The sequence below is a fragment of the Paenibacillus auburnensis genome (genome assembly GCF_927798115.1).
Classification (GTDB): Bacteria; Bacillota; Bacilli; order Paenibacillales; family Paenibacillaceae; genus Paenibacillus_AQ; species Paenibacillus_AQ auburnensis.
In genome coordinates this window covers 956,341-983,201 of the sequence record NZ_CAKMMG010000001.1, presented here as the reverse complement: position 1 = coordinate 983,201, position 26,861 = coordinate 956,341, and the positions used below count along the sequence as shown (strand labels likewise).

Below are 26,861 nucleotides of genomic sequence, written 5' to 3'. Positions count from 1 at the left end.
GCTTTTAAAGGATAAGACGGATATATAGAAAAAACAAACATTTATTCTGTAGTTCGCACCTTGTTGGAAGCGCTTAATCAGATGATAATAAGCCTATCACGAGTTAGGGGGCATTAAACAAATGGTCAAAACAAAAATGCAGAAGTCATTTGCAATCGGATTAACCGCAGTAATGGCACTCAGCCTGGCAGCTTGCGGGAACTCGAACAACAACAGCAATGAAGGCGCAGCCACTAACGCACCGAAGAGCACTGACAGCGGCAACACGGCTACTGCAACTACGGACAGCGGCAAAAAAGTAACGCTCACCTTCCAGAACATCTATCCCGACCCGGCTACACCAGCTTACAAAATGATTCATGAGCTGACTGACCAGTACATGAAGGAACATCCAAATGTCAAAATCGAGCTGGATACCCTGAACACAGACCAGCAAAAAGTGAAACTGAAAACACAGGCAGCTTCTAAAGAAGTACCTGACATTACGATTGTTAACCCGGCCGCACAAATGAAGCCATTCGTAGATGCCGGATTGTTCGCACCGCTGAACGATATGCTGGACCAGAATGGCCTGAAGGATACCTATCAGAAAGGTCTGCTGGACTACTACAGCTTTAATAACAATGTATATGCGCTTCCTGACGGCAACAATATCGAAGTGGTTTACTACAACAAGGAACTCTTCGACCAAGCCGGAATCAAGAATACACCAACTACCTTCGAAGAAATGCTGCAGGATGTCAAAATCCTGAAGGATAAAGGCATTACCCCAATGGCCATCGGTGAAAAGGATTCCTGGACAGGTTCGTTCCTCTTCATGAACATCCTGCTGCGCACCAATGGCGGTCCAGGATTCCTCCAGGATGTGCTGGACGGCAAGAAGACCTTTGAAGATCCGGCCTTCATTGAAGCGGTAGACGCGTTCCAGCAGCTGGTTCAGGCAGGTGCATTCCCTGACGGTGCAACTTCAATTGATGCCAATGCCGGCGGTAACATTTTCAAAACCGGTAAAGCCGCAATGTGGTCCATCGGATCCTGGGAAACAGGCGCCATTGACGCTTCTTCTGTAGCCGGTAAAGTTGGAGCCTTCCAATTCCCTACAGTTAACGGCAAGGGTGACCCTAACGAATTTATGCTGGCACCAGGCAGTGCATTTGCAGTTTCGGCTAACAGCGAACACCTGCAGGAAACCAAAGATTTCCTCAACTTCTTCGCTTCCGAATATCCTAAGAAACAATTTGAATTGAAGAATGCAGTAGGTATCGGTCAAAAAGTAGACGGCGATTTGAAAGCTGCCGGTTACTCTGATCTGGCTGTTAACATTGCTGGCCTGTTCAACCAAGTGAAGGGCGGCGACCTGGCATTTGATAACACCATGAACCCGGCCACTGCCCAAGTACACCTTAGCAGCATCCAGAACCTGTTCGTGCAAAAAGTGGATTCCGCTGCAGTTGCCAAAGAACACCAAACCGCTTTTGAAGCAAATAAAGAATAAAAAATAAGAACTAACGAATACAGCTACCATTACCGGTGCGAAGTGAGCTGAATAGGGCTTCTTCGCACCGGGTTCTAATGGATATAGACAAAGAATCTGCTTGTTTAGGAGGCGGGAAAGATGAAAGTACTTAAGGTGCCAGCGCGTACAATAGCCGTCTTCGTATTGCCATGTCTGCTCTTGTATGTGTGCCTTGTGTTTGTTCCCATTCTAGTGTCTGTATACACAGGCCTGCTCAAATGGGATGGCTTAACGGCTTCGACATTTATCGGCCTCGGCAATTTCAAGGATATGTTCTTTAATGATCCGGTGTTCTGGCCGTCCGTAAGAAGGACCCTGCTATATGCCGTTGCTTCCATGATAGAAATTCCCCTGTGCCTGTTCATGGCAATTTTGCTTAACCGTTATTTGAGAAGAGGCAACACACTTGTATCCATTTACTTTACACCGGTCATCCTGTCCGTCGTTATCATCGGGCAATTGTGGAAAACTGTGTACAACCCTACATCCATGGGCGGTATGCTTAACGGCGTACTGGTCTCCCTGGGACTGGACAGCTGGACACATAACTGGCTGACTGAGCCCAAAATTGCGATGTTCGCGCTTTATTTTGTATCCCTGTGGCAGTACTTCGGCTATCATTTGCTGATTCAGTATACCGGGGTTCAGAATATTCCGGATGAGCTTTATGAAGCGGCAAAAATAGACGGGGCAGACGGCTTCAAAGCGGACCGTTACATTACCCTCCCGCTGATTGTCCCGATCTTTAAAATATCTATTGTACTAGCATTTATCGGTTCCCTGCAGGCATTTGATCTCGTTATGGTTATGACCGGCGGCGGTCCGGCACATGCAACGGATGTAATCTCCACGCACATGTACAACAGCTCATTCGGTTCCTTCAAGTACGGCTATGGCAGTGCGATTGCGACCTTCCTGGTTGTGGTCTGCCTGGTCTTTACCGGCTTCATCAATACGATCTTTAACCGGATTGAACGAAAGTTTAATTAGAAAAGGAGTGCGCGGTCATGCAAAAATTAAAAAAAGGAATCGTGTATCTTCTTTTCGCCATTCCTGTAGTCACGCAGTTATATCCTCTGTTATGGTTAGTGCTCTACTCCCTGAAGACCAATGAAGAGATTATGGACGGAAGCTTCTTTTCCTTTCCGAAATCGTTCCAATGGCATAACTACAGTGAGGCTTACACGTCAGGCAGTTATCTGAAATACTTGAGTAACAGTGTATTTGTTACCGCAACAACGATGGTGTGCGTCATTGTCCTGGCCTCGATGGTAGCTTATGCGATCTCACGGTTCCGCTGGAAATACGGCAATATCGTGATGACGATTTTCCTGATGGGGATGATGATCCCGATGCAGGCTACGCTTTTGCCGCTGATGATCATCTTCAAACATATTCATGTGCTGAATACGCACTGGTCGCTGATTCTGCCGTATATTGCCTTCTCCACGCCGATCGCCGTCTTTATTCTCTCAGGCTTCATGCGGGACATTCCACATGAGATTGAAGAGTCTGCCTTCATCGACGGGGCCAGTGTATACCGGATCTTCCGCAGCATCATTCTCCCGGTGTCGATACCTCCGGTGATGACCGTGTGCATTCTGACCTTCATCAATATCTGGAATGAATATATTCTCGCGGCAACCTTCATCTCATCCGAGAAGCTGAAAACATTGCCGTTCGGGGTATATACCTTCGTCAGCCAGTATTCGGTCAACTATGGAGATATTGGCGCATTCCTCGTCATGGGCGCGCTGCCGGTTATTCTGATCTACTTCTTCCTATCAAACCGCATTACGAAGGGCATGGTAGCAGGGGCAGTCAAGGGTTAATTAGCGTTGCTTTACAAAAAGCATTGGATTTATAATAGGGAACGGCAGGACAGGGTGCTAAGAAGGAGGAGAGTCCTATGCGAAACGGCTTTCATTCCATCCATCATCGGTTGTTTCTGCTGTTTCTTTTTTGCATGTCCAGTATTCTGCTTATCGTCAGCCTGCTGTACTATAACCGGACTACCGTTCAATTGCATGAAAAGATCAGCGATTTGTCGCAGAAGAATGTAGCTCAAACGGCGGGGCTGTTCACCTTACTCTATAAAGGGTATGATGCCTTATCGAAATCCCTAAGCAATAATTTTGAGATGATTCGCCTGCTCAATGAAACAACGGATGAACCAGCAGTAGCCTTTATCAATGAACAGACCATCACCAATATCATCGGCTCTATTTTTTATTCACGTGATGATCTGGTAGGAATCCATGTCATAACCGATAAGGGGAAAATCTATAATTACGGTAACTATATGAATGTGGTTGACCCGGATTACAAGACTGAGGACTGGTACAAACAGCTGCGCGCTTCTTCCGGGAAAATGGTCTGGCTGGGGGTCTACGAGCATTCGCTGATTGACCAGGTCGAGGACAGTCCTGTATTCGCTTTCGGGCGGCAAATTTTCGACCTCAATGAGCATAAGCCGATTGGTATTGTCCTCTATGAGACTAATCCTCAGCCCGTACTTGATGCATTAGACAACCTGAAGCTTGGTGCGCACAGCCAGGTCTATCTGATGTCACAGGATGGCCGTTTTGTCTCATCCGCTACGGATCCGTCGCCGGTGGTTGAGAATCTGCCTTCCCTGCAGACCTCAGAGGAGGTAATGGTCCAGCAGGAATCGAACCGTCTGATTGTTGCCTCCAAGCTCTCCTTCTCGGGCTGGTGGGTTATGAGTATTACACCGGACAGAGATCTGAATGTGGAACTGATTGAGATGAAGCGTTATCTGCTGGTTGTCATTTCGATTCTGATCATTGTATCCACGCTGATCGCGTTCATTGTATCACGGAGCATATCCTCCCCTCTGAAGAAGATGATACGCGAAATGCGGCAGGTAGAAGTCGGTAATTTCCGGGGCATGGTAAATGTCTCCTCTTATCAGGAGATTAACATTCTCGTCGCTTCGTTTAACCGGATGGTACGGCGGATCGAAGAGCTGATCGAACGGGTGAAGCTGTCGTCGGTCAGCGAAAAGAACGCGGAGCTGCATGCGCTCCAGTCTCAGGTCAATCCGCATTTCCTGTACAATACCCTCGACATGATCTACTGGATGCTCGATGAGGAAGGGAATGAACAGCTTGGTGAGCTGGTGTTATCACTCTCTTCCATGTTCCGTTACAGCAGTCAATGGGAGGACGGGGCGGAGGTCACGCTTGAGGAAGAGCTGGAACAGATCGGCCACTACCTGAAGATTATTTCGATCCGGCTGGAAGGCAGGCTACTGATCGTTACAGACATCGATGAACGGTGGCTGCCTATCCGGGTTCCTAAGATGACGGTGCAGCCGGTCATAGAAAATGCTGTCAAACATGGTTTAGAAGCCCTAGGCCGCCAGGGGATCCTTAAGGTGTATACCCGCGAGGAAGGGAATATTCTTAAATTAATCGTGGAAGACAACGGGAACGGGATGGATGAAGTTCAGCTTCAGCGGCTGCTCGATTCTCTTGCGGGCGGAAGCCCGAAGGAAGCCGGCAAAAGCGGCATCGGACTGCAGAATCTGCACCGCCGCCTGCAGCATATGTTCGGTGAGACGTATGGCCTGCAGATCCAGAGCTTTCCCGGAATAGGAACGCAGGTTGCGATCCTACTGCCGATTAATGTGGAGGGAGACACGCTTACGTGAACATTCTCATCGCCGATGATGAGCGGGTAATCCGTGAAGGTATCAAGCGCACAATCGAGAATATATACCCTGAATATCAGGTTTATGTTGCAGCCAGGGCTGAGGATGCGGTTAAGGTGATGGAAGAGCAACATATCCACATTGTCCTGACGGATATCCTGATGCCGGGAATGAACGGATTGGAATTTATGAAGATTTCAAAGCGCAGATATCCGTATGTGAAATGGGTTGTGATCTCGGCACACAGCGAGTTTTCTTATGCGCAGGAGGCGGTTCGCCTTGGAGCGAAGGATTATCTGCTGAAGCCAATCGGCAAGAACAAGCTGCAGGAGATAATCAACAATCTCACTGAGGAGATCCAGAAGGATAGTGACATTTCCAGGCAGGGGGAGCGGCTGAGGGCGAGCCTGAGATTTTTGCGTGAAGGGGTGTTCCAGCGGCTTGCATCAGGGCTTGATATCGGCAATCTCGACATTGGTCCCTTTATCGAAGACTTTAGTAATTACTATCTGGTGATGGTACAGATGGATCCCGGGGACAGAAGCGTCAGGCTGGAGCACTTTATCGTGGAAAATGTTCTGTCTGAGCTGGTCGAGCGGCATGGACGGGGATTTGTGGTCAGCTATGACCGGCAGAGTCTGCTGGGTCTGGTTACTTTACGGGAGAACGGGGAGATCGAGGAGTTTCAGCAGGAGGTCCGTGAGCATCTTACCCATTATTTGAAGGTCCCTTTTCAAATCCTGCATTCCGGCTTAAGCTACGATTTCAGCACGGTTCCCCAGGTGGTTAAACGGATGAGGGAGGCTTCGGCCTCACAGGCTTTTGAGCTGGAGCCGCTCAAGGGCAGCGGGGAGAAGGCGATCGATGTCGCCCTCCATTATATTAAGGAGCATTACGCCGAGGATCTGTCGCTTGAAAAAATGGCTTCGGTGGTATTCCTCAATCCGGCGTATTTCAGTCAGCTGTTCAAGCACAAGACCGGGCAGGGGTATAAGGAGTACGTCACCTCACTACGGCTGGAGCAGGCGAAGCTGCTGCTGCTTAATCCTAAGCTGAAGCTGGCTGAGATAGCGGAGCGTGTGGGCTACCAGGACATGCGGCATTTCACGCAAATGTTCCGCAAGCGATTCCATCTCACACCGACAGAATACCGCCAGCAGGAGAACATCAACATTCTATTGTCCAAGGGTACCCCGCCGCAGTAAACAAAAGGAAGCTGTTGCTGTTACCGGTTATCGAAACCGGTGTCAGCTTCCTTTTGTTAAATCTGTCTTATCTTTAGCAGCCGATACTTAGATATTGTTCGTGCTGAAGTTGAAGGTGTTAATTGCATCGTTACCCGCTCCGACAGCAAATATAATAATAATAATAAATAGCAAGATCAGCAGTGCGTAGATTATCGTCCCGATAATGCCGCAGACCAGCCCGGCAATGGCCAGCCCTCTGCCCCCTTCATAACGGTTTCGGATCTCCTTCAGGGAGATGGCCGACATAATAATGGCAATGATCCCGAATAAGAGGCCAATATAAGGGGTTATGATTGATAGTATTCCCAGTACCAGTGCAGCAATGGATTTACCATTGGTGTGAGCCGGCTGGGAAGGAGGAGGCGGGTAATATTCTTGTTGTCCAAAGGGTTGATAGCTCATGAATAAACTCCTTTAAATGTATTGTTGTCGGTAAACTTCTTACAAGCTCATACGAACATTATATTATAGAAGTTCCACATATAGGAGATGCGCTTTGACTTATTTCGTGTGATCTATGTAATTGATCCAGTGTTCAAGCTTCACGGCAAGAGTTAGTCCAACTGCTTCAGCCAGCCGGATGGAAGCCATATTGGAATCCTGTACCTGATATCTTGGGATGTAGCCTCTTTGCAGTGTGTGATGTAGGGCTGTGCGTACTACACGTGCTGCCAGTCCCTTTCTCCGGCCTGCTTCGGCTGTATGCACAGCGCCGATCTCCCAGATCTGTTCCTCGTTACGGAACACAATACAGGTGCTGAGCGGAGTACGTCCATCATACAAGGCCACTGAAAAAGCTCCATCTTGAAAATAATACCTGATTTCTTCCTGGGTATAACCGTTACTGTACCATAACGAAAGCAGCCGCTCATCTATCTGTTCACTTACTATGGCGGCTTCATCCGGACTGAAGCATTGATCCGGTTCGGTAGAGAAGGAATAGAAGCTGCGTACCGGATGGAGCGGGAAATATTCCTGAATGGCTATCCGGGCTGTCTGCTGCAGCTTGAACACCAGCTTAGCGTCTCTTGGAATTCGTTCTACGATTGCCGGCACCACTTCCGGACTGCTGTAATCCATCAGCACGATTGTATTGGCTTCGGGATAGGTCTTTTGATCATAAGAATAGCTGCTTGCAGGCAATAACAGCAGGATTCCCCAGTGCTCCCCCTGTTCGATCAGGCAGCTGTCTATTACCTCATGATAAGCAGTCATCATTTTGAGGGGAGTTACATTTTTCAGCGGATTGCTGCGTAAGCGGCGCATAATGGCATCATAGTGGCTCAAGGTTTGTTCACTCCTGTTCGCTCTTCATCCTTCATCCTTCTGGTTCCCTAATCCAACTTAGTTTACTACATAACTAGCGGCCTGACTTCATTTATATTTACGGATATGTTCAAGCTTAAATACAGAAACGAGTCCGAATAGACTTAGCAGCAGACCTGCGGAGAACATGACAGAAGCTACACCAAACTCGTCTGCACCCGCCGAAAATAGCGCCAGCCCCATAGGCGGTGCTACACTCATAAGTGAGCCCAGCACACCGAACATCCGGCCCTGCAGCTCCTCCGGTACCTCCAGCCTTAGGATAATATTGATCAGAAGTGTACTGAAAGAGAAGGTGAACCCGATCAGCAGAATGACAGGGAGAGCAGCATTCATTGATTCGGTGACGGAGAGGAGCATGTATAACGGTCCTAACAGCAGCAGGCTTGCAGAGACCACGCGGCCGCGGTGCTTGATCCGGCTTCCGGCGAGGATGATCATCCCTGAACCCAGCATATACCCCAGCGGAATACTGCCTTCGAGCAGTCCAAACTGAAAGGGAGCCGCCTTCCATACTTGTACAGCCATCACTTGGGTAAGCATCAGGCAGGAGAGGAAGAATAAGGAGAGTACGGGTAGCAGAATCGTAATCGCTCTGGCAAAAGAGTGGCCCCAGATGTAGTGGAAGCCGCCGGCAACGTCCTGTTTGAATGATTTGGCCGGTTTCACAGCCGCGGATTTACTTGACCAGGAACCGGCGGCCAGGATCAGCAGGAACGCCATTAGAAAGGTCATTCCGTCCACAAATATAGCCCAGGCTCCGCCTACAGCAGCGACAAATATGCCGCCTAGAGCATAGCCCAATGTACGTGAGATATTCTCGGACAATGTCATCCAGCCCGCTGCCTGCTGAATATGCTCTTTGCCGACAATCGTTAGGAGCGAAGCCTGAAATGCCGGAGCTTGAAATTGACCGGCAGCAGTAACCATTCCGGTAAGGCAGATGATGAGGAGAAAAGAGGGAGAGGGCTGTGTCAGCGTGAAAGCAATACCCAGTACCGTAAGACTCTGAACGAAATAGGAGCACAGGATCAGAGTTCTACGGTCGATACGATCGGCAAGGGTACCCGTAACGCTGCCCAGTAGGGAACACAGGATGAGGTTACTGATCGTCATGATACTCATCATTTTTGCGCTGCCGGTGGACTGCAGTACCCAGAGGCTTAGCGCCAGACTGTGAAAAGCATTTCCAAGAATGGATAAGGTACTTGCTGAGAACAACAGCAGGAATACCCGGTTCTTGTACAGACTTGGATACTGCAAAGGAACCGCAGACAACGGCTTATCGGCAACGGCAGTAGAAGGAATCATGGCAACAACCTCCTAATTCTAACTTAACTTAAACGTTTAAGTTATTATAGAAAATTTAAGGGAGAACTTCAACTAAAAATTGATTGCCGGCCAAAATTTTTGGATCCTCCTGAATATGCTTAAGCGACATCATCAGCTCAAAGGCTGTCTCCGCGCGGTTGTTCTGAAAGCGGATGACTCGGGTGGCGGTATCGACAATCTCCGGTATGCCGCAGGTACACAGTGCTGTAATGGAGGAGGCGATTCCGGTATGCTCAACCGCTTTTGCCAGAAATTCATTCATCACAATTACATGCTTTCCGCGGTTCTGCTGCAAGAAGTCCTCCAGCGCGCCAGGTGCTTCTGCCGGATCAGCAGCAATGTAGATATTCTTTTTCCCTAACCCGGAGCTGTCTGCAATCCAGTTCGTGAGCGCATGGTTGTGAAAGCTCTCCATAATCAGACAGGAAGGCACGGCAGCGGCGGCTATAGCGGATTTTAGAGCAAGCGGATAATTATAGTTCACCTGATTAAACATCCGGTCATCGATCAGGCTGTCGATCAGAATTAGCGGCACGCCATCTACAAAATTAGCAGAAATCCGGTAAAACATCTTCTCCATGACATCCACAACGAAGACGGCATCCAGCTTCCGTTCACGGATCACATCCATCGCCGGATTCTGGGGATCCAGACTGATCAGCAGCGTATGGTACCCGGACTCCGTAAGCTTTGATTCAAGACTGTCCACCAGCGTCATATAGCTCTGGCGCTTCCAATATGGAAGCTGGGGAGATTTGTTGATTAATATGCCGACCATTCCTGTCCGCTGTACTACAAGGGAGCGTGCAGCGAGATTCGGGACATAATTCAGCTCCTTGGCAATCTGCAGAATACTCTGGCGCGTGGGGTCGGGAATCGTCTGGTTTTTGACATTATTCAGTACATAGCTGACCGTAGCTACAGATACATTCGCCAGGCGGGCGATATCCTTCATCGTTGCTTTTTTCATCCTGAATTCTCCTTTAATTGACCCTAGAAGAAAAGACTATCACCCGCAGCCTGGACAAGTCAATCTGCTACAGATTTAATATTAAAAAAAGCTGCTCCTGTCCTGAATCGACAAAGAGCAGCCCGGCGGCAATGATGTTACGTTTCGTTTTTGGTAACCCCGTTCAGACTCGGGACATAATCGGCAGCTTTATCATTGGTCAGCATTTGCGGTTCTTCAGTAATGGAAGCGTGATTCTGCTGATTGTCCTTCTTATCGGCACGATTATTGGCTCGGTCGTACTTAGGATCGGCACTGTTTTTAGGCATAGATTTCACCTCCGTTTGCTTAGAGATAGTATGAGACGCCCGGTAGCATTTTATCCCAGTTGACGGGTGTTGCTATAATATAGTTGACGATCAGAGGGGGAATATTTAGTGAAGAAGGTGGATGTCATCGCAAATTCCGTTATCCCTGTTGAGGTGGTTCCCTATAACCCCGGATGGAAAATAGAGTTCAACAAGATTAAGGAGCGGATGCTGGAGATGGTCGGCGACCTGATCCTCACTGTGGAACATGTCGGAAGTACTTCTATTGAAGGTTTATCGGCCAAACCGATCATTGATCTGGATCTGGTGATGGAGAGCTATAGCGTATTGCCGGAGATTATAGAACGGTTTCAGCAGTATGGTTATATGCATCGTGGCAATCAGGGAATCGAAGGCAGGGAGGTTTTCGATCGTACGGCGGATGACGGATTTATGAACTATCATCTTTATGTATGTCCGCAGGATGGCAAAGGCTACCTCGAGCACATCGCCTTTCGTGACTATCTTCGGGCCCATCCTTCTGCTGTGGAAGCATACGAGCAGGTAAAGCTCTCCCTGGCACGTCAATACCGCTATGACAGAGAGGCCTACACAGAAGGGAAAACGGAGTTTGTCCGTTCTATTTTAGACAAAGCAATGCCTTAAAGAACAACCCCTGCGAACTCCGGCAGGGGTTTTGCTGTATTCAGGGAAGCCGCTGTTAATTGTTGCTCCGCAGGGCTGCCCGGTATTCACTTGGCGGTATGCCAAAATATTTACGGAACTGCTTGGAGAAATAAAGGGCGTCGTTAAAGCCGACAGAGGAAGCGACCTGATCGATGCTTAGCGTTCCTTCCAGTAGCCCTTTCGCTTTGTCCATCCGCATTTTGAGCAAATACTGTTTAGGAGACAGGCCAGTCCTTTGCTTAAAAGCCTTGGACAGATGCGCCCGGTGGTAGCCGAGTGTTGCGGCAATCTGGTCGATGCTGATCTGCTGGTGGAATTGCAGCGAGATCCAGCGGATGGCCTGGTCAATCTGCCGGTCGATCATCTCCGGCATTTCTTGAGGGCGGGCTGGCAGCACATCCAGATTGCTAAGCCCGAATTTATGAAGCAGCAGGCGTGCCCAGCCCGAAGCCTCCAGGCTCTCGAGACGCGGATAGGGGGATTGCTGAAAGGATTGCCGGGTCCGTTCGTATAGACTGGTCAGCTCATCTACATTCTCAGCATGCAGTAGCGGCCGTTCTTTAGTAATTCCGGCATCGGAGAGCAGAGCGGCTACGGAATTGCCCTGGAGGGCTATCCAGACATAGTGCCAGGGTAAAGTGTCATCCGCCTGGTAACTGAACAGTGCACCAGGGAAAATGACAAAGGTATCGCCGGTTCGGCATTTCTGCGAGATATTACCGCACTGAAACATGCCCTCACCAGCCAATACAGTATGGATCAGATAGTAATCATGCACCGCCGGTCCCATTTTATGCCCCGGGTAAGGTTTACCTTCCCCGCTGAACAGTACAGCCAGATCAAGCTCATCCGGTACAGAATTGAACCCGGCGGCGAAATAATAATGCTCAAAATTCATGAGCGCCTCCTGTGAAAACAAGCTTTTTCCAAAAATAACTACTATACAAGATGAACTTAAGAATGAAGTTGATGAATTGCAGTGAAACCTGAAGTACTAGGCTTTACTGCAATTCTTAGGTAACATTCTTAAGTTCACGTTCTATATCACGCTACAATAGTCCGCAAGGAAAAGCAAGATTCGGATCAGATCAATCTCTTTCCCGGTAATGGGAGCTGCGTGGGACAAAAATCACATACAATATGCCCCCGGGGGGGATATATTCTATGAGAATAGTTCTCACTAATTAGAACGGAACAGGAGCGGATAGAATGGGAGAAATGACGTTTAGCAGTGAACCCGGGAAGTCTGGGATAAGAGCACTATGGGAGAAGAATGGCGGGATTATGATTGCCGCAGCTTGTCTGGTCCTGATTGTATTGGCGTGGGTACTGGAGAAGCAGGAGATGCAGGCAGGAGCGGTTATATTATTCGTTCTGGCCTATGTTGTCGGCGGGTACCGCAAGGCCTGGGAAGGGCTGGAAACCTTAATTAAGGAGAAGGATCTTGATGTTGACCTCTTAATGGTTGTAGCGGCAGTCGGTGCAGCAAGTATCGGCTACTGGCTGGATGGAGCGGTGCTGATTTTTATTTTTTGCTTAAGCGGGGCGCTGGAAGAATACTCGATGGAGAAGACCAACCAGGATATCGCGGCCATTCTGAAGTACCGTCCGGAAGAGGCCGTGCGGCTAAAGGGAGAGTCTGAAGAGAAGATCAAAGCCTCTCAGCTTCAGAAGGATGACATCGTACTGGTCCGGCCAGGTGAACGCATCCCTTGCGACGGAACTATTCTTGAAGGAAGCTCAGCGGTGGATCAGTCGACGATTACCGGTGAATCCATTCCTGTAGATAAAACTCTGAATGATGCTGTTTTCGCCGGAACCATCAATGGGCAAGGTGCACTAAGAATTCTGGTTACGAAGGCTGCGGAAGACACTTTGCTCTCAAGGATTATACATATGGTACAGGAGGCTAAAAGCGAGCTTCCGCCGAGCCAGCTTTTTGTGGAGCGGTTCGAAGGTATTTATGCAAAATGTGTTGTTCTGCTTGCTCTGCTGCTGATGATACTGCCGCCGTATCTGTTCGGCTGGACCTGGGAGGACACAATCTATCGGGCAATGATTTTCCTTGTTGTTGCTTCACCGTGTGCGCTCGTCTCATCGATTATGCCCGCGATCCTCTCCGGAATCTCCAATGCTGCCCGTAAGGGAGTTCTGTTCAAAGGCGGAATTCATCTGGAGGGAATAGGCAATATACAGACTGTTGTGTTCGACAAAACCGGAACCCTTACTGAAGGTAAACCGAAGGTTACCGATGTATACCCGGCACAGGGAGTCACGGAAACGGAGCTGCTGTACCTCGCGGCTTCTCTGGAGAAGCTGTCCCAGCACCCGATTGCCAAGGCCATTCTAGATCACGCGGAGGACAGGCAGATCATGCTTGAACCGGCTGCTGCGATGCAGGCTGTGACCGGACTTGGGGTTAGCGGCATCGTAAATCATACAACTTGTCTCATCGGCAAAAGAAGTCTGCTGCATAATCTTGTTATCGGTGAGGAGCAGCAGGCGGTAGCTGAACGGCTGGAGGCTGACGGTAAAACCGTTGTATACGTAGAAGCCGGTGGACGTTTTGCCGGAATGCTTGCCGTTCAGGATATCGTTCGTGCCCAGGCGGCAGAAGCTGTTGCTCAGCTCCGGGCGATGAACAAACACGTGGTTATGCTTACCGGAGATGCCCGGCATACTGCGGAAGCCATTGCCCGGCAGGTGGGGATTGAAGAAATTCATGCTGAAATGCTGCCTGACGGCAAATTGAACATCATTAAGGAATTGTCCCGGAAATATGGCAAAGTAGCGATGGTCGGTGACGGTGTGAATGATGCTCCTGCACTGGCTGCAGCCTCCATCGGCATTGCGATGGGAGCAGCCGGAAGTGATGTAGCGCTGGAGACGGCAAATGTGGTGCTGATGAACGATGATATCACTAAAATTCCTTATGCTATAACCCTTGGGAGCCGCACCAGCCGTGTAATTAAACAAAATATCTCATTCGCGCTTGCGGTGATTCTGATCCTTGTCGTATCGAACTTCTGGGGCGGACTGAATCTGCCCTCCGGGGTGGTCAGTCATGAGGGAAGTACGCTTGCGGTAATTCTGAGCGGGCTGCGCTTGTTGAGATGATGTAACCACAAAAACCCCTTCAGGTATCCTGCGGGGGTTTTTGGTCTAATAATTACTGTTTACCTTTACTTTAATCAAGAAGCTTCGGCTTTGCCCAAATAAGATGGACCATACCCATCCAGTAGCTTTCCACCTTATGAATGATGAGGCCTGATTCTTGAATGAGTCCGACAATATTTCTTGTATGATGACACCCATAAACACGATATAAAAGCGGATTAAATCCTTTTTGAACTGTGGATACCGCAGGATTAGAGCTGACCCCATGCTCCAGGAAAAGAATATGCCCATCCGGTTTACACCAGCGGCTGATTTTTTCCAACACCATCAATGGATGATTGTAGCTGCAAAAGGATAGGGTTGAAACAATAGTATCGAATGATTGATCCGGAAAGCTCATTTCTTCAATATCCGAACAGATGAAATCACAATCAATATGATAGTGGTTTGCCGCCTGTTTTGCTTTCTCCAGCATTGCTGCACTGAAATCAGTTGCGGTAACCTTAACCCCGCGGGGATAGTACGAGAAATTTGCACCTGCTCCTACAGCAAGCTCAAGCAACTCGCCCTTCGCATGACTTAAAAGATGCTGACGCCAGCGCTTCTGATTGGCATTTTCTCTATTTTTCTCATATTGGTTTGCCTGCTTATCAAAGATACGTATTAACCTTTGCTTCTCCATGTATCCCCCGCCTTAAGATTAAGTGATTTCGAGACTACATCATCCTTCTACTACAAACAATAATAAATCCTTATGTCTAAAATACAAGTAAACAAACATACTATACCTATTCTTGTTATAATACCTCTAGCTGGTATTTGTGAGAGAAGACAGAATGAAGCTGGGGGTAATTATGGTTCAGGATGCAAATGAGGATTTTCATGACGAGGATTTCGAGCATAAATACCGTAAGCAGATTGTTAACCGGCTGGCCCGAATTGAAGGGCATGTCCGTGCTGTTAAAGTAATGACCGCCGAAGACCGCGACTGCTCAGAGGTGCTGCTGCAGATTGCTGCCATCCAGAAAGCGCTGGACAAAGCGGCGAAGCTGCTGCTGAAGGATCACCTGGAGAACTGTGTGGTCAAAGCTGTCCATCACGGCAATCAGGACAAGGTGCTTGAGGATCTCAACAAGGCTCTCGATAACTATATCCGTTAACAGGCAAGGCTGGGAGAGCTGATCTCCCGGTCTTTTATTTTGCCATAAACTTATCCTGCGGAATGCATAATGTCATAGGCGCTATTGCCTTCAATATGATATTTTTATGCAAATTTCATCATAAGGGGGATAACCTATGATTACTTCAGATAATCTGGAAGAGTACTACATAAGGATCGGCAGGTTGAAGCAGCGTTATTTGCCGGAGCGCTTTGAGCAGGATCTCCCTAAGTTTAGTTCCCATCCGGAGGCTGCGGACTGGTTCCGTACACTATTCCAGGATAACTTCATCTTTGTGGAGGTGATGGAAGCAGCGGGCACCGAAAACTATTACCAGTACGACATTATTCATGACCGGGAGATCTGGGAACGCCGGCAAAGGGATATCCGTGAAAAAGGGACTGCGAACGGGCTTGGGATGCTGCTCTGCGCGCAAAGGGTGGACATCTACGAGGACGGATCCGTGCATCTGGCGGTATAGCAGGATTTTGGAAAAATAGCGGCAGGCTGGACGAATTGTATCGTCTGGGCCTGCCGCTTTTGTAATGGAGAAATAACTCCAACTTATTTGGCGTAATAACCGCCATCGATCGGCAGTTCAACACCTGTAATATAGGAGGAATCATCTGAAGCCAGGAACAGGACACCTTTGGCGATATCATCCGCTGTGCCCAGCCGCATCAACGGGGTCTGTGAATAGAACCACTGCTTCATTTTCTCATCCTTCAGCAGATCCTCTGTCATTGGCGTTTCGATATAACCGGGATGGATCGAATTCACGCGGATATTATGCTTTGCATAGTCGACCGCTGTAGCTTTGGTCAGCATACGGACTGCACCTTTGCTGGCGGTGTAAGGACCTGCACCGCTGCCGCCGGTCAGTCCGGCGATCGAAGAGATGTTGATAATGGAGCCGCCTCCGGCTGCGATCATGTGGGGGATAACCGCTTTTTGACCGATAAAAATGCTGGTGACATTAATGCTCATCGTCCGCTCCCAGCGCTCTACGGTTTGTTCCATGAATGGTATAGGATCGGAGACGCCGGCATTGTTAACAAGAATATTGATCTGGCCGAAAGCGCGAAGCGTTTCCTCCACGACATTGGCCCAGTCCTCTTCAGATGTAACATTTTGCTTCAGCCCGATGGCTTCGCCGCCGTTAGCCCTGATCTCCGACACAACCTCCTGCAGCTTCTCCTCCTGGAGGTCTGTAACGACAACCTTAGCGCCTTCCTTAGCGAATAACAGGGCGTCGGCTTTACCCATTCCACCTGCTGCTCCAGTGATGATAGCTACCTTATGATCTAATCTTCCCATGACATTATTCCCCCTGAAGTTGTAATTTGGTTCCATTCATCATCTGTTCCAGATGTTCAATCATCTTCTGGTAGGATCCGATCATCAGATCCAGTTCCGTTTCATTAAATTCATCCCATAACCCTGCGGTCAGCTGACGGTAGCGGTCCAGCATGTTTTGTTCGACTTCACGGCCTTGTTCGGTAATCTTCAGCAGCACCTGTCGCCTGTCAGTTTCAGAAACGACCCGCTCAATATAACCTTTCTGAACCAGCTTGCTGCTTAGGTTGGTAATGGCGGATAGGGTTACATCCAATACTCCGGCAAAATAGGAGCTGGTCTGCAGATCTTGCTTCGCCAGTGTCTGCAGAATGAAATACTGCGGTGCCGTCAGGTTGTTATCCAGCAGCTTCGCGTAGCTTGCCACCAGTGTCATCATGTGCCGGCTGATTAAATCAGCGAGCTGATCGTGTTTATCCAGTAGGTATCACCTCAGTTATTTAAAAAAATGATTTAAAAGTTTTAATAGTTAATACATATTAACAATTTAAATTTAAACCTTAATATAGGAACAGTCAACCCGTGAAGTGCTGGTTAGTATTTCCACCCTCCAGAAAGATTATATACAGCAACTCAAAAAGAGCCGCAGATGTGGCGGCTCTTTCGTTAAGATGTGCATATTAAATTCGAAATTTTGAGGACAGCTCCTGCAATTCTTCGGCCATCCCTGAAAGTGACTTCACAGCACCTTCTACTTCTAACATCGTCGCCAGCTGCTGCTCGGAAGCGGCTGCGACATTTTGCGTTTTAGATAAGGAAGAGCCTGCGATTTCACTAGTGACCTGAAGGGAAGCGCTAACCTCTTCAGAGCTTGCTGAGATTTGCTGGGAAGCGGCTGAGACTTCTTCGAGCTGCTGGTTTAATTCCTGAATGTAGCCGACAATCTGCTCAAATGTCTGCTTCGCTTCGTGCATGCCCGTTAGACCTACCTGGATCTCGGTGCTTTCCTTGTCCATCATTTGGGCGGCTTCCAACACCAGCGTCTGAATTTCCGTCAAAATAGAGGCAATCTGAGCAGAGGATTGATTGGACTGTTCAGCCAGTTTACGCACTTCTGTAGCCACTACAGCAAACCCGCGGCCATGCTCTCCGGCGCGTGCAGCTTCAATGGAAGCATTAAGTGCCAGGAGATTCGTCTGCTGGGCAATCCCGCTGATCAAGCCCACGATTGTACCAATCTCCTGTGAATGATTATCCAATTTCTTAATTACGGCCGCAGATGCCTGGGAGGTGCCAAGGATGGTGTCCAGCTGGCCGCTGACTGTGGTGATTTTCCCGCTGCCCAGCACGGCCTGTTCAGTGGTATAGCTGGCAATGCTGGATACATCCGATGCGGATTCGGCAACCCGTTGAATTCCGGTAGCAACCTCATCCATGGCCCGGCTGCATTCCTGTGAACCGCTGAGCTGCATAGCCGAGCCATCTGCTACCGCTTGAATTTCTTCAGCGATATGGCTGCTGGCGGCACTGGTCTGCATGGAGCTGGCAAGCAGCTCTTGGGAGCTTGCGGAGAGCATCTGGGAATGTTCGCCGATCTTCGCTATAATTGCCCGGAGCCCGGCAATCATATCATTGAAGCCGATAGTCAACACGCCGATCTCATCCTTGGATTTATAATTGCCTTTGACGGAAAGATTCCCGTTCTGGGCGTCCTGCATCAGCGATTTTAGTCTGTTCAAGGGGCGGGTAATCATGCGCGAGAGCAGCAAACTGATAGTTCCGCATACCGCTACAGATGCAGCCAACAGTACGAACAAATTGAGTTGGCTCGCTGAGGCATCATTTTTATTGCTGTTATTAAGCTCGGCAGCAGAAGCCTGATTCAAATTCTTGATAGATATTAGCATATTCATAATTTCGGTGCGGATAGGTGACAACTGCTTAGCAAATACAGTGTAAGCTTCCGCCGTCTGGTTAGCTTCAAGCTTGCCCAACATCTGATCGCGGGCTTCGTTGCTCTTGGCAATCATGCCTTTAAAGGTATCGTATTGCTGCTTTACATCGCCCGACATGCCAATGCTTTCAATCTGCTTCTGGGCGGCAATACTGCCGGTGATGATTGAACTAATGGAGTCATTGATTTCCTTTTGCCTGGAGATTGTCTGGTTATCAGGTATCATCAGTTCCAGCTGTAGAGCGTTAATCTGGGCGTTGTTGATAATAATCTGATTTATCAGCTCATTTGGAACCATATAGTGCTGGTACATCTGCTTTGCGTTACCATTGATTTTATTAAGGTAGTGAAGTCCCGAATATCCGATCAGAATCATAAAAAAGATCGACAACCCGACTAACCCCATAATTTTCACTGATACTTTCTGATTCGCCAAGAAGCTCATCACGACAACAACTCTCTCTCATCTCTGGATGTTTAAAATCTACGTTATTTATATCGTAAATTATTAGGCTAATCTAAAGAGATAAATGTAAATTTAGATAAATATCCGGAAAAGAAACAATAGATTGCTCAGTCATCCTTCTGCATAAAGACGATGTGGGGATTTTATTGCAAAGAACATGGGAATACCTATCTTTTTCGTAGAAATGCCTCTTATAGCCGGGACTGATCAGTCTCTATAATGAGTGTGTATTTCATGGAAAGGAGGATCGGTAGTTACTTCTAACCCATTACTATCCACACATTGCTGAGGAGGATTATAATGCGCAACAAGTATGTCGTATGGTCTCTAATAGCGGCTATGCTGATCTCAAGCTTGTATCTCGCTGCCGGAACCTTCGGAAACGTGTTTGCAGCCGGCGGACCGAATCTGACACTGGGCAAAACGATCACTGCAAGCGGCCAATCGCAGACGTATGAACCGAATAATGTGAAAGACGGTAATCAAAACACCTACTGGGAGAGTACGAACAGCGCGTTTCCCCAGTGGATTCAGGTTGATCTGGGAGCGAATACAAGCATCGACCAGATCGTATTAAAGCTGCCGGCCGCCTGGGAATCGCGGACACAAACACTGGCAGTTCAAGGCAGTACAGACGGCTCGTCTTTCACCAATATTGTCGGCAGCACAGCCTACGTGTTTAACCCTTCGGTTGGAGGCAACACCGTCACCATTAATTTCAGCGCAGCAAGCACGCGGTATGTCCGGCTGAACGTGACAGCCAATACAGGCTGGCCGGCGGCGCAGTTCTCTGAAATTGAGATCTATGGTACTGCCGCGGCGACACCAGCGCCAACAGCAACTCCAACAGTAACTCCAACAGTAACTCCAACTCCAACAACGGCTCCGTCGCCGACACCGACTGCAACCGTTACGCCAACACCGACACCTTCGGTATCTCCAACAGCTTCACCAGGCGGCAACATCGCTATCGGCGCAACTATTACAGCTTCCTCGTATACCCAGACCTATGTCGCCACGAATGCGAATGACAACAACACCGCCACTTACTGGGAGGGCAGCGGAAACCCAAGTACGTTACTCCTTGATTTTGGGGCCAATCAGAATATTTCATCCATTGTCCTGAAGCTGAATCCGGCAACCGAATGGGGAACGCGTACCCAAACCATTCAAGTGCTGGGTCATAACCAGGCAACAACAGCCTTTAGTAATCTGGTATCAGCACAGGTATATACCTTTAATCCGGCTACTGGCAATACAGTTACTATTCCGGTAACGGCAACAGTGAAACGCCTGCAGCTGAACATTACATCGAACAGTGGGGCACCGGCCGGCCAAATTGCCGAATTCCAGGTTTATGGCACACCGGCACCCAATCCAGACTTGACGATTACCGGGATGACCTGGACACCGTCAGCTCCGGATGAATCCAGTGCAATTACGCTGAGTGCGGTTGTGAAAAACAACGGCAGTGCAGCTTCTCCAGCGAGCTCTGTTAATTTCTACTTAAACAGTGAACTCGCAGGCTCTGCATCCGTAGGCACCCTTGCTGCCGGGGCTTCTGCAACGGTATCACTGAATGCCGGAACTAAAGCCGCAGCCAGCTATACGTTCAGTGCCAAGGTGGATGAGAACAATTCGGTTATTGAGCAGAACGATGCCAACAACAGCTACAATAATGCCTCTGCGCTAGTAGTGAGTCCGGTAGCAAGCTCCGATCTGGTGGGGACAACATCCTGGAGCCCTGCGACCCCAGTGGCCAATAACAGCGTTGGCTTTTCGGTAAATCTCAAAAATCAGGGCACTGTTGCCTCTGCCGGCGGCGCTCATGCAATTACTGTAGTCCTCAAAAATTCCGCGGGAGCAGCCCTGCAGACTTTTAATGGCGCTTATAACGGTACAATAGCAGCAGGTGCATCGGTTACTGTTGCTATCCCGGGAACATGGACAGCGGTTAATGGGAACTACACGGTGACTACGACCGTAGCTGCAGATACCAACGAAGTAGCCTCGAAACAGACCAATAATGTGAACACCACAAATCTGGTGGTCTACGCTTTGCGTGGAGCAAGTGTGCCTTACAGCCGGTATGATACCGATGATGCCGTAAGAGGTGGAGCGGCAACACTCCAAACGGCACCCACCTTCGACCAGTCACTGACCGCTTCGGAAGCTTCCGGGCAGAAGTATATCGCGCTCCCGTCAAACGGATCATATGCCGAATGGACAGTAAGATCCGGTCAGGGCGGGGCAGGGGTTACTATGCGATTCACAATGCCAGATTCAGCGGACGGTATGGGCCTGAATGGTTCGCTGGATGTCTATGTTAACGGCAGTAAGGTCAAAACTGTATCTTTGACTTCGTACTACAGCTGGCAGTATTTCTCGGGCGATATGCCGGGTGATGCTCCTAGTGCCGGACGTCCGCTGTTCCGTTTTGATGAAGTACACTTCAAGCTGGATACTGCGCTCAAAGCCGGCGATACCATCCGTATCCAGAAGAATAACGGGGACAGCAACGAATACGGAGTGGATTTCCTGGAGATCGAACCGGTTCCTGCGGCTATTGTCCGTCCGGCAAATTCAGTATCCGTAACTGACCACGGTGCTGTGGCGAACGATGGACAGGATGATCTGGCTGCCTTCAAAGCTGCCGTTACAGCAGCGGTTGCAGCCGGTAAAAGTCTTTATATCCCGGAGGGCACCTTCAACTTAAGCAGTATGTGGGAAATCGGCTCGGTCAGCAATAAAATCAATAACATCACAATTACCGGAGCCGGGTTATGGCACACCAATATTCAATTTACAAATCCTAATGCGGCGGGTGGAGGCATCTCGCTGCGGGTTACCGGCAAGCTGGATTTCAGCAACGTCTACATGAACTCGAACTTACGTTCCCGTTATGGACAGAATGCAATCTATAAAGGCTTCATGGACAATTTCGGGACCAATTCGGTTATCCATGATGTCTGGGTGGAGCATTTTGAATGCGGGATGTGGGTCGGGGACTATGCGCATACCCCTGCGATTTATGCCAGCGGGCTGGTTGTCGAGAACAGCCGTATCCGTAATAATCTGGCCGACGGCATCAACTTCTCCCAGGGTACCAGTAACTCGGTTGTGCGCAACAGCAGCATCCGGAACAATGGAGATGACGGGCTTGCGGTTTGGACCAGCAACACTAACGGTGCACCGGCGGGGGTAAACAACACCTTTTCGTATAACACGATTGAAAATAACTGGCGTGCAGCAGCCATAGCTTTCTTTGGCGGAAGCGGCCACAAGGCAGACCATAACTACATTATTGATACAGTAGGCGGTTCCGGCATCCGGATGAACACGGTCTTCCCGGGCTACCATTTCCAGAATAATACCGGTGTTGTGTTCTCGGATACGACGATTATAAACAGCGGCACCAGCAAGGACCTGTACGGCGGTGAACGCGGTGCGATAGACCTGGAAGCTTCCAATGATGCAATCAAAAATGTAACCTTCACCAATATTGATATCATCAATACCCAGCGTGATGCAATTCAGTTCGGATACGGAGGCGGTTTTGAAAATATTGTATTTAACAACATTAATATTAATGGTACAGGACTTGACGGTATCACCACATCTCGATTCTCCGGGCCGCATAAAGGTGCCGCCATCTACACCTACACTGGAAATGGATCAGCGACCTTTAATAATCTCATCACCAGCAACGTTGCTTATCCGGGCCTGAATTACATTCAGTCAGGGTTTAATCTTACGATCAACAATTGATATGATTGGGCATTAAGCAGGGGGAGAGGAGGGGTTCATCAGAACTCCTCCTTTTGTTTAAATTACCAGAGTTATATCTTTACAATGCTATAAACCAGACTGCTTCTCCTGCAGAAACGTACTATCTTTCAAGGCTTTTCTGAAAATAGAGGAAACCGGTTTCTGCATACCTAATCATTAGAATAAGAGAGTATTAGCCAGAAAAAAATTGTGATTATAGCTCAAAAGATCCATTGACCGGGAATAAGCGGGAGACTATAATCAGAATCAAGAAAAATTCATTGGATAAGGGGAAGCGTGTTTTCACCTTATGTAAATCTTGTTTTGCAAGCGCATACAATGAATCTTTTCGTCGGACCCTGGGGGTGGTTATGCTACAACGTCAATGCGTAAGGTGTTCTTTTATTCTCATTTTTGCAAACGTTTGCGCATTCTAAAATCGATTCACATTCGATGAGGAGGTAGTTTATTTGGTGAGAAATAAAACGAGGCGGTTTCTTTCTTGGCTGATTATTGTTGCACTGTGCTTCGGCTTGTTCGGGACAGCCGGAGGAGCTTCTGCCAGTAATACTAATTATACAGTCACATACACGAACACCACAGCGACTGCTGTAACTTTGCATTGGACTACCAACAACTGGACGACGCTTACGGATACAGTCATGACCAAGAACGGGACAACATTCACGGCCAACATCACTGTTTCTGAAGGTGTAACATTAACGTATTGCTATCATATTACTGCTCCGACAGACAGCTGGGACAATAACAACGGGAAGAACTGGTCCGTCATTATCCCTGCCGCCGGGAAGTACGAAGCGGAAAGTGCAGTCCTGTCAGGCGGCGCCAAAGTAAATACTAATCATACCGGCTATTCCGGAACCGGCTTTGTGGACGGATACACAGCTAGCGGAGCGTCTACAACCTTCACTGTGCAGGCCTCAGCTGCAGGTGCGTATAATGCAACCCTGCACTACGCTAACGCTTCCGGCAGTGCCAAGACTTTATCTGTTTATGTTAACGGCACTAAGGTAAAACAAACCACCTTGGCTAATCTGGCCAATTGGGATACCTGGTCCGATCAAACGGAACTGCTTACCTTGCTGGCAGGCAATAATACGATTACCTATAAGTACGATGCAGCCGACAGCGGAAATATTAATATTGATTATGTGAATGTTCTGCCTGGGACTTCTCCAACACCAACACCAACATCAACTCCAACATCAACAGCATCTCCTACACCTACCGTAACTCCAACAGCCTCACCAACTGTCACTCCAACACCTACACCGACAGCTACCGTCTCACCGACGCCAACATCCACGGCGACCGGCATCACGGTTCATTTTAAAAAGCCTTCAACATGGAATTCAGCGGTCCGCATTCATTACTGGAATTTGAATCCGGCGACGGTGCCGGTCAGTGGGGCATGGCCGGGAATTCTCATGAATTCAGACGGAAATGACTGGTACAGTTATACGATTTCCGGTGCAGCAGGCACAAGCCTAATCTTCAACGACAGCAATGGCAAACAGACAGCCGACTTGGCACGAACTATTAAGGAGAGCTGGTATTACACAGATAATGTCTGGTATGACGCCAATCCGGAAGTGCCGAAGATCCCGGTAATCACAGTCTCGCCTGCTCCAAAAACATACGATTCTACACAAACGGTTGCACTTTCGAGCAGCAATAGCGGCGATAAAATATATTACACAACCAACGGTTCTACACCGACCACTGCGTCGGCTTTGTACACCTCGCCTATACAGGTGTCCTCCTCCTTAACCATCAAGGCTTTTGGAGTCAATACCAGCGGCCAGGCAGGCAGTGTGGCGTCTTTTGCCTATGTAATTGATCTGAATGCCGACCTGCAGGCTCCAACCCTTACAGCGAATTTACCGGTTGGCCAATCCACCACCGCAGTAACCGTCTCTTTCAATATCAAAGATAACAAAGCAGCAACAACTACAGCATATTATACTGATGATGGTACAGAACCGACTACGGGCTCTAAAGTATATATTTCCGGGAATGCACTGGTCGGTTTGGCTGGACCATCAATTCTGATCTCCAAGACCACGACCTTAAAGTTCCTTGTCATCGACGCAGCCGGTAACCGTACCACCCAAAGCTTTGTGTACAGTATCGGCAATAAAGGGGACTTCCGGGAGGATTCCATTTACTTCGTGATTACTTCCCGCTTCTACGATGGCGATACCAGCAATAACGTTCATGCCTGGGATGACGCCAAAGCAGGAAATCCTGATTCGGATCCGGCTTGGAGAGGGGATTTCAAAGGACTGATTCAAAAGCTCGATTACATCAAAGCGCTCGGCTTCAGCGCCATCTGGATTACTCCTGTCGTACAGAATGCCAGCGGTTATGATTATCATGGCTACCATGCGATCAATTTTGCCAAAGTCGATCCAAGGTATGAGTCAGCCGGAGCATCCTACCAGGATCTGATCAATGCCGCCCATGCCAGGGGAATCAAGGTCATCCAGGACATTGTCGTCAATCATACCGGTAACTTCGGGGAAGAGAATCTGTTCCCGATGTTCAAGAAGGATGCCACCAAGGCAGACACGATCGCTAACCTGCTCAAAATTACGGATAAGCTTCCGGCCAACTACGATACCATGACACCCGACCAGCAGTATCAGGCGAGACTTGCCCTTATGAAGACTGCAGAAACCAACAATAATATCTATCACACGGAGAAGAGCTTATCCTGGGAATCCTATACGGTACAGACCGGGCAGATTGCCGGTGACTGTGTGGATCTCAACACCGAGAACCCTGTAGTGAATCAGTATCTGATTAACAGCTATAACCAGTATATCGATATGGGTGTAGATGCCTTCCGCGTGGATACCGTGAAGCATGTAAGCCGTTATATTTTCAATAAGTATTTCGTACCTGCCTGGAAAGCCAGAGGCGGTTCCAACTTCTTCATCTTCGGTGAAGTGGCAACCCGGTATAGAGATGTCTGGAACAGCGGTATTCCGGCGATTTCAACGCCATTCTATACCTGGAAGTCTGCGAAATCGTACCCTGGCGACGGTCAAAATGATTACGCTTCCAACAAGCTGTCTGTCGAACAGGAATGGGCGGACAATTCAACAACCACAGGGCAGCCGACCTCGAACAATGCTTTTCTTATCGGTAATTCGTATCACGCTCCGGATTATTCAATGAAATCAGGCATGGATGTCATCGATTTCCCGATGCACTGGGCATTCAAATCTGCGCAGGAAGCCTTCAGCATGCGTAGCGGTGATCAGTACTATAACGATGCTACCTGGAATGTGACCTATGTGGACTCCCATGACTATGCACCTGATCAGGCACCGGAGAATCAAAGATTCGCCGGCACGCAGGACACTTGGGCCGAGAATCTGGCGCTGATGTTCACCTTCAGGGGCATCCCGGCCATATTTTATGGATCCGAAATCGAATTCCAGAAAGGCAAAGTTATCGATCCGGGCCCAAATGCGCCGCTCAGCACAACCGGACGTGCATACTATGGCGACCACATTGAAGGCAGTGTAACAGTACAGGATTTCGGCAAATATACGAACGCAACCGGTACGCTTGCTGAATCACTCAATTATCCGCTGGCCAAGCACATCCGGCAGCTGAATCTGATCCGTAGAGCCGTGCCGGCGCTGCAAAAAGGCCAATATTCCACAGAGAACGTAAGCGGTGAATTAGCTTTTAAAAGAAGATATACAGATACCTCCAAAGGCATAGACAGCTTTGCGCTTGTTACGATCTCGGGCAATGCCACATTTAGCGGTATTCCGAACGGAACCTATGTGGACGCAGTGACAGGTGACAGCAAGACGGTTACAAACGGCACAATAACATTGACCTGCTCCGGTAAAGGGAATGCACGGGTATATGTTCTAAATGGCAGCGGTGGAATAGGTGAGACAGGAACGTATTTGAAATAAGGTTAATACTATAAAAGAGACAGCAAAGCAGCAATCACTCTGCCTATCAGGGTATTTGCTGCTTTGACTTATTTAGGCGCTGAAAATGGTACAGAGA

The 26,861-nt window shown here is 48.7% G+C and carries 21 protein-coding genes; 11 read left to right on the top strand and 10 right to left on the bottom strand.

What is annotated here, in order from left to right; all coding sequences use genetic code 11:
- The first annotated feature begins 121 nt into the window (after window positions 1-121).
- The 5 genes from L6H70_RS04445 to L6H70_RS04425 all read left to right on the top strand — a co-directional run bounded on the left by L6H70_RS04445 (window position 122) and on the right by L6H70_RS04425 (window position 6,397).
- Window positions 122-1,495 carry an extracellular solute-binding protein gene (locus tag L6H70_RS04445; protein WP_236330154.1) on the top strand — a complete coding sequence of 458 codons (1,374 nt, stop codon included), beginning with the start codon at window positions 122-124 and terminating at the stop codon, window positions 1,493-1,495.
- A 120-nt stretch (window positions 1,496-1,615) separates the two neighbouring features.
- Complete coding sequence (locus L6H70_RS04440) at window positions 1,616-2,506, top strand: carbohydrate ABC transporter permease (RefSeq protein WP_236330152.1); 891 nt, start codon at window positions 1,616-1,618, stop codon at window positions 2,504-2,506.
- A 17-nt stretch (window positions 2,507-2,523) separates the two neighbouring features.
- Window positions 2,524-3,348 carry a carbohydrate ABC transporter permease gene (locus L6H70_RS04435; RefSeq protein ID WP_236330149.1) on the top strand — a complete coding sequence of 275 codons (825 nt, stop codon included), beginning with the start codon at window positions 2,524-2,526 and terminating at the stop codon, window positions 3,346-3,348.
- Window positions 3,349-3,425: 77 nt separating this feature from the next.
- Entirely contained in the window at window positions 3,426-5,192 is a 1,767-nt protein-coding gene (locus tag L6H70_RS04430; RefSeq protein ID WP_236330147.1) for a cache domain-containing sensor histidine kinase, read from the top strand.
- On the top strand, window positions 5,189-6,397 hold the full coding sequence (locus L6H70_RS04425) for a response regulator (protein WP_236330145.1): 1,209 nt from the start codon (window positions 5,189-5,191) through the stop codon (window positions 6,395-6,397). Before L6H70_RS04430 ends, L6H70_RS04425 begins: the two co-directional genes overlap by 4 nt.
- Window positions 6,398-6,484: 87 nt before the next feature.
- On the opposite strand, the gene L6H70_RS04420 is transcribed toward L6H70_RS04425, so the two are convergent.
- The 5 genes from L6H70_RS04420 to L6H70_RS04400 form a co-directional block, all read right to left on the bottom strand.
- The gene (locus L6H70_RS04420) at window positions 6,485-6,841 is read right to left on the bottom strand and encodes a DUF4190 domain-containing protein (protein WP_236330142.1); all 357 of its coding nucleotides are present in this window, start codon (window positions 6,839-6,841) and stop codon (window positions 6,485-6,487) included.
- 99 nt (window positions 6,842-6,940) lie between these two features.
- Window positions 6,941-7,726 carry a GNAT family N-acetyltransferase gene (locus L6H70_RS04415; RefSeq protein WP_236330140.1) on the bottom strand — a complete coding sequence of 262 codons (786 nt, stop codon included), beginning with the start codon at window positions 7,724-7,726 and terminating at the stop codon, window positions 6,941-6,943.
- Window positions 7,727-7,813: 87 nt separating this feature from the next.
- A complete protein-coding gene (locus L6H70_RS04410; protein WP_236330138.1) occupies window positions 7,814-9,076 on the bottom strand; it encodes an MFS transporter in 1,263 nt (420 codons plus the stop codon).
- Between the two features lie 55 nt (window positions 9,077-9,131).
- Window positions 9,132-10,067: a LacI family DNA-binding transcriptional regulator gene (locus tag L6H70_RS04405; protein ID WP_236330136.1), complete on the bottom strand. Its 936-nt coding sequence runs from the start codon at window positions 10,065-10,067 to the stop codon at window positions 9,132-9,134.
- 137 nt (window positions 10,068-10,204) lie between these two features.
- On the bottom strand, window positions 10,205-10,375 hold the full coding sequence (locus L6H70_RS04400; protein ID WP_236330134.1) for a hypothetical protein: 171 nt from the start codon (window positions 10,373-10,375) through the stop codon (window positions 10,205-10,207).
- A 108-nt stretch (window positions 10,376-10,483) separates the two neighbouring features.
- Between L6H70_RS04400 and L6H70_RS04395 the strand changes: the two genes are divergently transcribed.
- On the top strand, window positions 10,484-11,020 hold the full coding sequence (locus L6H70_RS04395) for a GrpB family protein (RefSeq protein WP_236330132.1): 537 nt from the start codon (window positions 10,484-10,486) through the stop codon (window positions 11,018-11,020).
- Between the two features lie 55 nt (window positions 11,021-11,075).
- Here L6H70_RS04395 and L6H70_RS04390 read toward each other — a convergent pair whose 3' ends face one another.
- Window positions 11,076-11,939 (bottom strand): AraC family transcriptional regulator, encoded by an 864-nt coding sequence (locus L6H70_RS04390; protein WP_236330129.1) that lies wholly within the window; start codon window positions 11,937-11,939, stop codon window positions 11,076-11,078.
- A gap of 311 nt (window positions 11,940-12,250) precedes the next feature.
- Between L6H70_RS04390 and L6H70_RS04385 the strand changes: the two genes are divergently transcribed.
- Window positions 12,251-14,158 carry a heavy metal translocating P-type ATPase gene (locus L6H70_RS04385; protein ID WP_236330127.1) on the top strand — a complete coding sequence of 636 codons (1,908 nt, stop codon included), beginning with the start codon at window positions 12,251-12,253 and terminating at the stop codon, window positions 14,156-14,158.
- A 70-nt stretch (window positions 14,159-14,228) separates the two neighbouring features.
- On the opposite strand, the gene L6H70_RS04380 is transcribed toward L6H70_RS04385, so the two are convergent.
- Window positions 14,229-14,840, bottom strand: a complete 612-nt coding sequence (locus L6H70_RS04380; RefSeq protein ID WP_236330125.1) for a class I SAM-dependent methyltransferase — start codon at window positions 14,838-14,840, stop codon at window positions 14,229-14,231.
- Window positions 14,841-14,994: 154 nt separating this feature from the next.
- On the opposite strand from L6H70_RS04380, the gene L6H70_RS04375 reads away from it, so the two are divergent.
- Together L6H70_RS04375 and L6H70_RS04370 are read left to right on the top strand one after the other, a co-directional pair.
- Window positions 14,995-15,318: a metal-sensing transcriptional repressor gene (locus L6H70_RS04375; RefSeq protein ID WP_236330124.1), complete on the top strand. Its 324-nt coding sequence runs from the start codon at window positions 14,995-14,997 to the stop codon at window positions 15,316-15,318.
- Window positions 15,319-15,454: 136 nt separating this feature from the next.
- Window positions 15,455-15,799 carry a hypothetical protein gene (locus L6H70_RS04370; protein ID WP_236330122.1) on the top strand — a complete coding sequence of 115 codons (345 nt, stop codon included), beginning with the start codon at window positions 15,455-15,457 and terminating at the stop codon, window positions 15,797-15,799.
- An 83-nt stretch (window positions 15,800-15,882) separates the two neighbouring features.
- On the opposite strand, the gene L6H70_RS04365 is transcribed toward L6H70_RS04370, so the two are convergent.
- The 3 genes from L6H70_RS04365 to L6H70_RS04355 form a co-directional block, all read right to left on the bottom strand.
- On the bottom strand, window positions 15,883-16,635 hold the full coding sequence (locus L6H70_RS04365; RefSeq protein ID WP_236330120.1) for an SDR family NAD(P)-dependent oxidoreductase: 753 nt from the start codon (window positions 16,633-16,635) through the stop codon (window positions 15,883-15,885).
- Between the two features lie 4 nt (window positions 16,636-16,639).
- Window positions 16,640-17,053 carry a MarR family winged helix-turn-helix transcriptional regulator gene (locus L6H70_RS04360; RefSeq protein ID WP_236330119.1) on the bottom strand — a complete coding sequence of 138 codons (414 nt, stop codon included), beginning with the start codon at window positions 17,051-17,053 and terminating at the stop codon, window positions 16,640-16,642.
- 241 nt (window positions 17,054-17,294) lie between these two features.
- Window positions 17,295-19,004: a methyl-accepting chemotaxis protein gene (locus tag L6H70_RS04355; protein WP_236330118.1), complete on the bottom strand. Its 1,710-nt coding sequence runs from the start codon at window positions 19,002-19,004 to the stop codon at window positions 17,295-17,297.
- A gap of 330 nt (window positions 19,005-19,334) precedes the next feature.
- Between L6H70_RS04355 and L6H70_RS04350 the strand changes: the two genes are divergently transcribed.
- Together L6H70_RS04350 and L6H70_RS04345 are read left to right on the top strand one after the other, a co-directional pair.
- Entirely contained in the window at window positions 19,335-22,802 is a 3,468-nt protein-coding gene (locus L6H70_RS04350) for a discoidin domain-containing protein (protein ID WP_236330116.1), read from the top strand.
- Between the two features lie 470 nt (window positions 22,803-23,272).
- A complete protein-coding gene (locus L6H70_RS04345) occupies window positions 23,273-26,764 on the top strand; it encodes an alpha-amylase family glycosyl hydrolase (RefSeq protein ID WP_236330114.1) in 3,492 nt (1,163 codons plus the stop codon).
- The last annotated feature ends 97 nt before the right edge of the window (window positions 26,765-26,861 follow it).

What these genes read in the sequence shown, in the direction of transcription:
- L6H70_RS04445 (WP_236330154.1), top strand. Translation starts at nt 122, where the DNA reads ATGGTCAAAACAAAAATGCAGAAGTCATTTGCAATCGGATTAACCGCA.
- L6H70_RS04405 (WP_236330136.1), bottom strand. Translation starts at nt 10,067, where the DNA reads ATGAAAAAAGCAACGATGAAGGATATCGCCCGCCTGGCGAATGTATCT.
- L6H70_RS04435 (WP_236330149.1), top strand. Translation starts at nt 2,524, where the DNA reads ATGCAAAAATTAAAAAAAGGAATCGTGTATCTTCTTTTCGCCATTCCT.
- L6H70_RS04440 (WP_236330152.1), top strand. Translation starts at nt 1,616, where the DNA reads ATGAAAGTACTTAAGGTGCCAGCGCGTACAATAGCCGTCTTCGTATTG.
- L6H70_RS04410 (WP_236330138.1), bottom strand. Translation starts at nt 9,076, where the DNA reads ATGATTCCTTCTACTGCCGTTGCCGATAAGCCGTTGTCTGCGGTTCCT.
- L6H70_RS04400 (WP_236330134.1), bottom strand. Translation starts at nt 10,375, where the DNA reads ATGCCTAAAAACAGTGCCGATCCTAAGTACGACCGAGCCAATAATCGT.
- L6H70_RS04430 (WP_236330147.1), top strand. Translation starts at nt 3,426, where the DNA reads ATGCGAAACGGCTTTCATTCCATCCATCATCGGTTGTTTCTGCTGTTT.
- L6H70_RS04370 (WP_236330122.1), top strand. Translation starts at nt 15,455, where the DNA reads ATGATTACTTCAGATAATCTGGAAGAGTACTACATAAGGATCGGCAGG.
- L6H70_RS04390 (WP_236330129.1), bottom strand. Translation starts at nt 11,939, where the DNA reads ATGAATTTTGAGCATTATTATTTCGCCGCCGGGTTCAATTCTGTACCG.
- L6H70_RS04365 (WP_236330120.1), bottom strand. Translation starts at nt 16,635, where the DNA reads ATGGGAAGATTAGATCATAAGGTAGCTATCATCACTGGAGCAGCAGGT.
- L6H70_RS04375 (WP_236330124.1), top strand. Translation starts at nt 14,995, where the DNA reads ATGAAGCTGGGGGTAATTATGGTTCAGGATGCAAATGAGGATTTTCAT.
- L6H70_RS04380 (WP_236330125.1), bottom strand. Translation starts at nt 14,840, where the DNA reads ATGGAGAAGCAAAGGTTAATACGTATCTTTGATAAGCAGGCAAACCAA.
- L6H70_RS04360 (WP_236330119.1), bottom strand. Translation starts at nt 17,053, where the DNA reads ATGATGACACTGGTGGCAAGCTACGCGAAGCTGCTGGATAACAACCTG.
- L6H70_RS04385 (WP_236330127.1), top strand. Translation starts at nt 12,251, where the DNA reads ATGGGAGAAATGACGTTTAGCAGTGAACCCGGGAAGTCTGGGATAAGA.
- L6H70_RS04350 (WP_236330116.1), top strand. Translation starts at nt 19,335, where the DNA reads ATGCGCAACAAGTATGTCGTATGGTCTCTAATAGCGGCTATGCTGATC.
- L6H70_RS04420 (WP_236330142.1), bottom strand. Translation starts at nt 6,841, where the DNA reads ATGAGCTATCAACCCTTTGGACAACAAGAATATTACCCGCCTCCTCCT.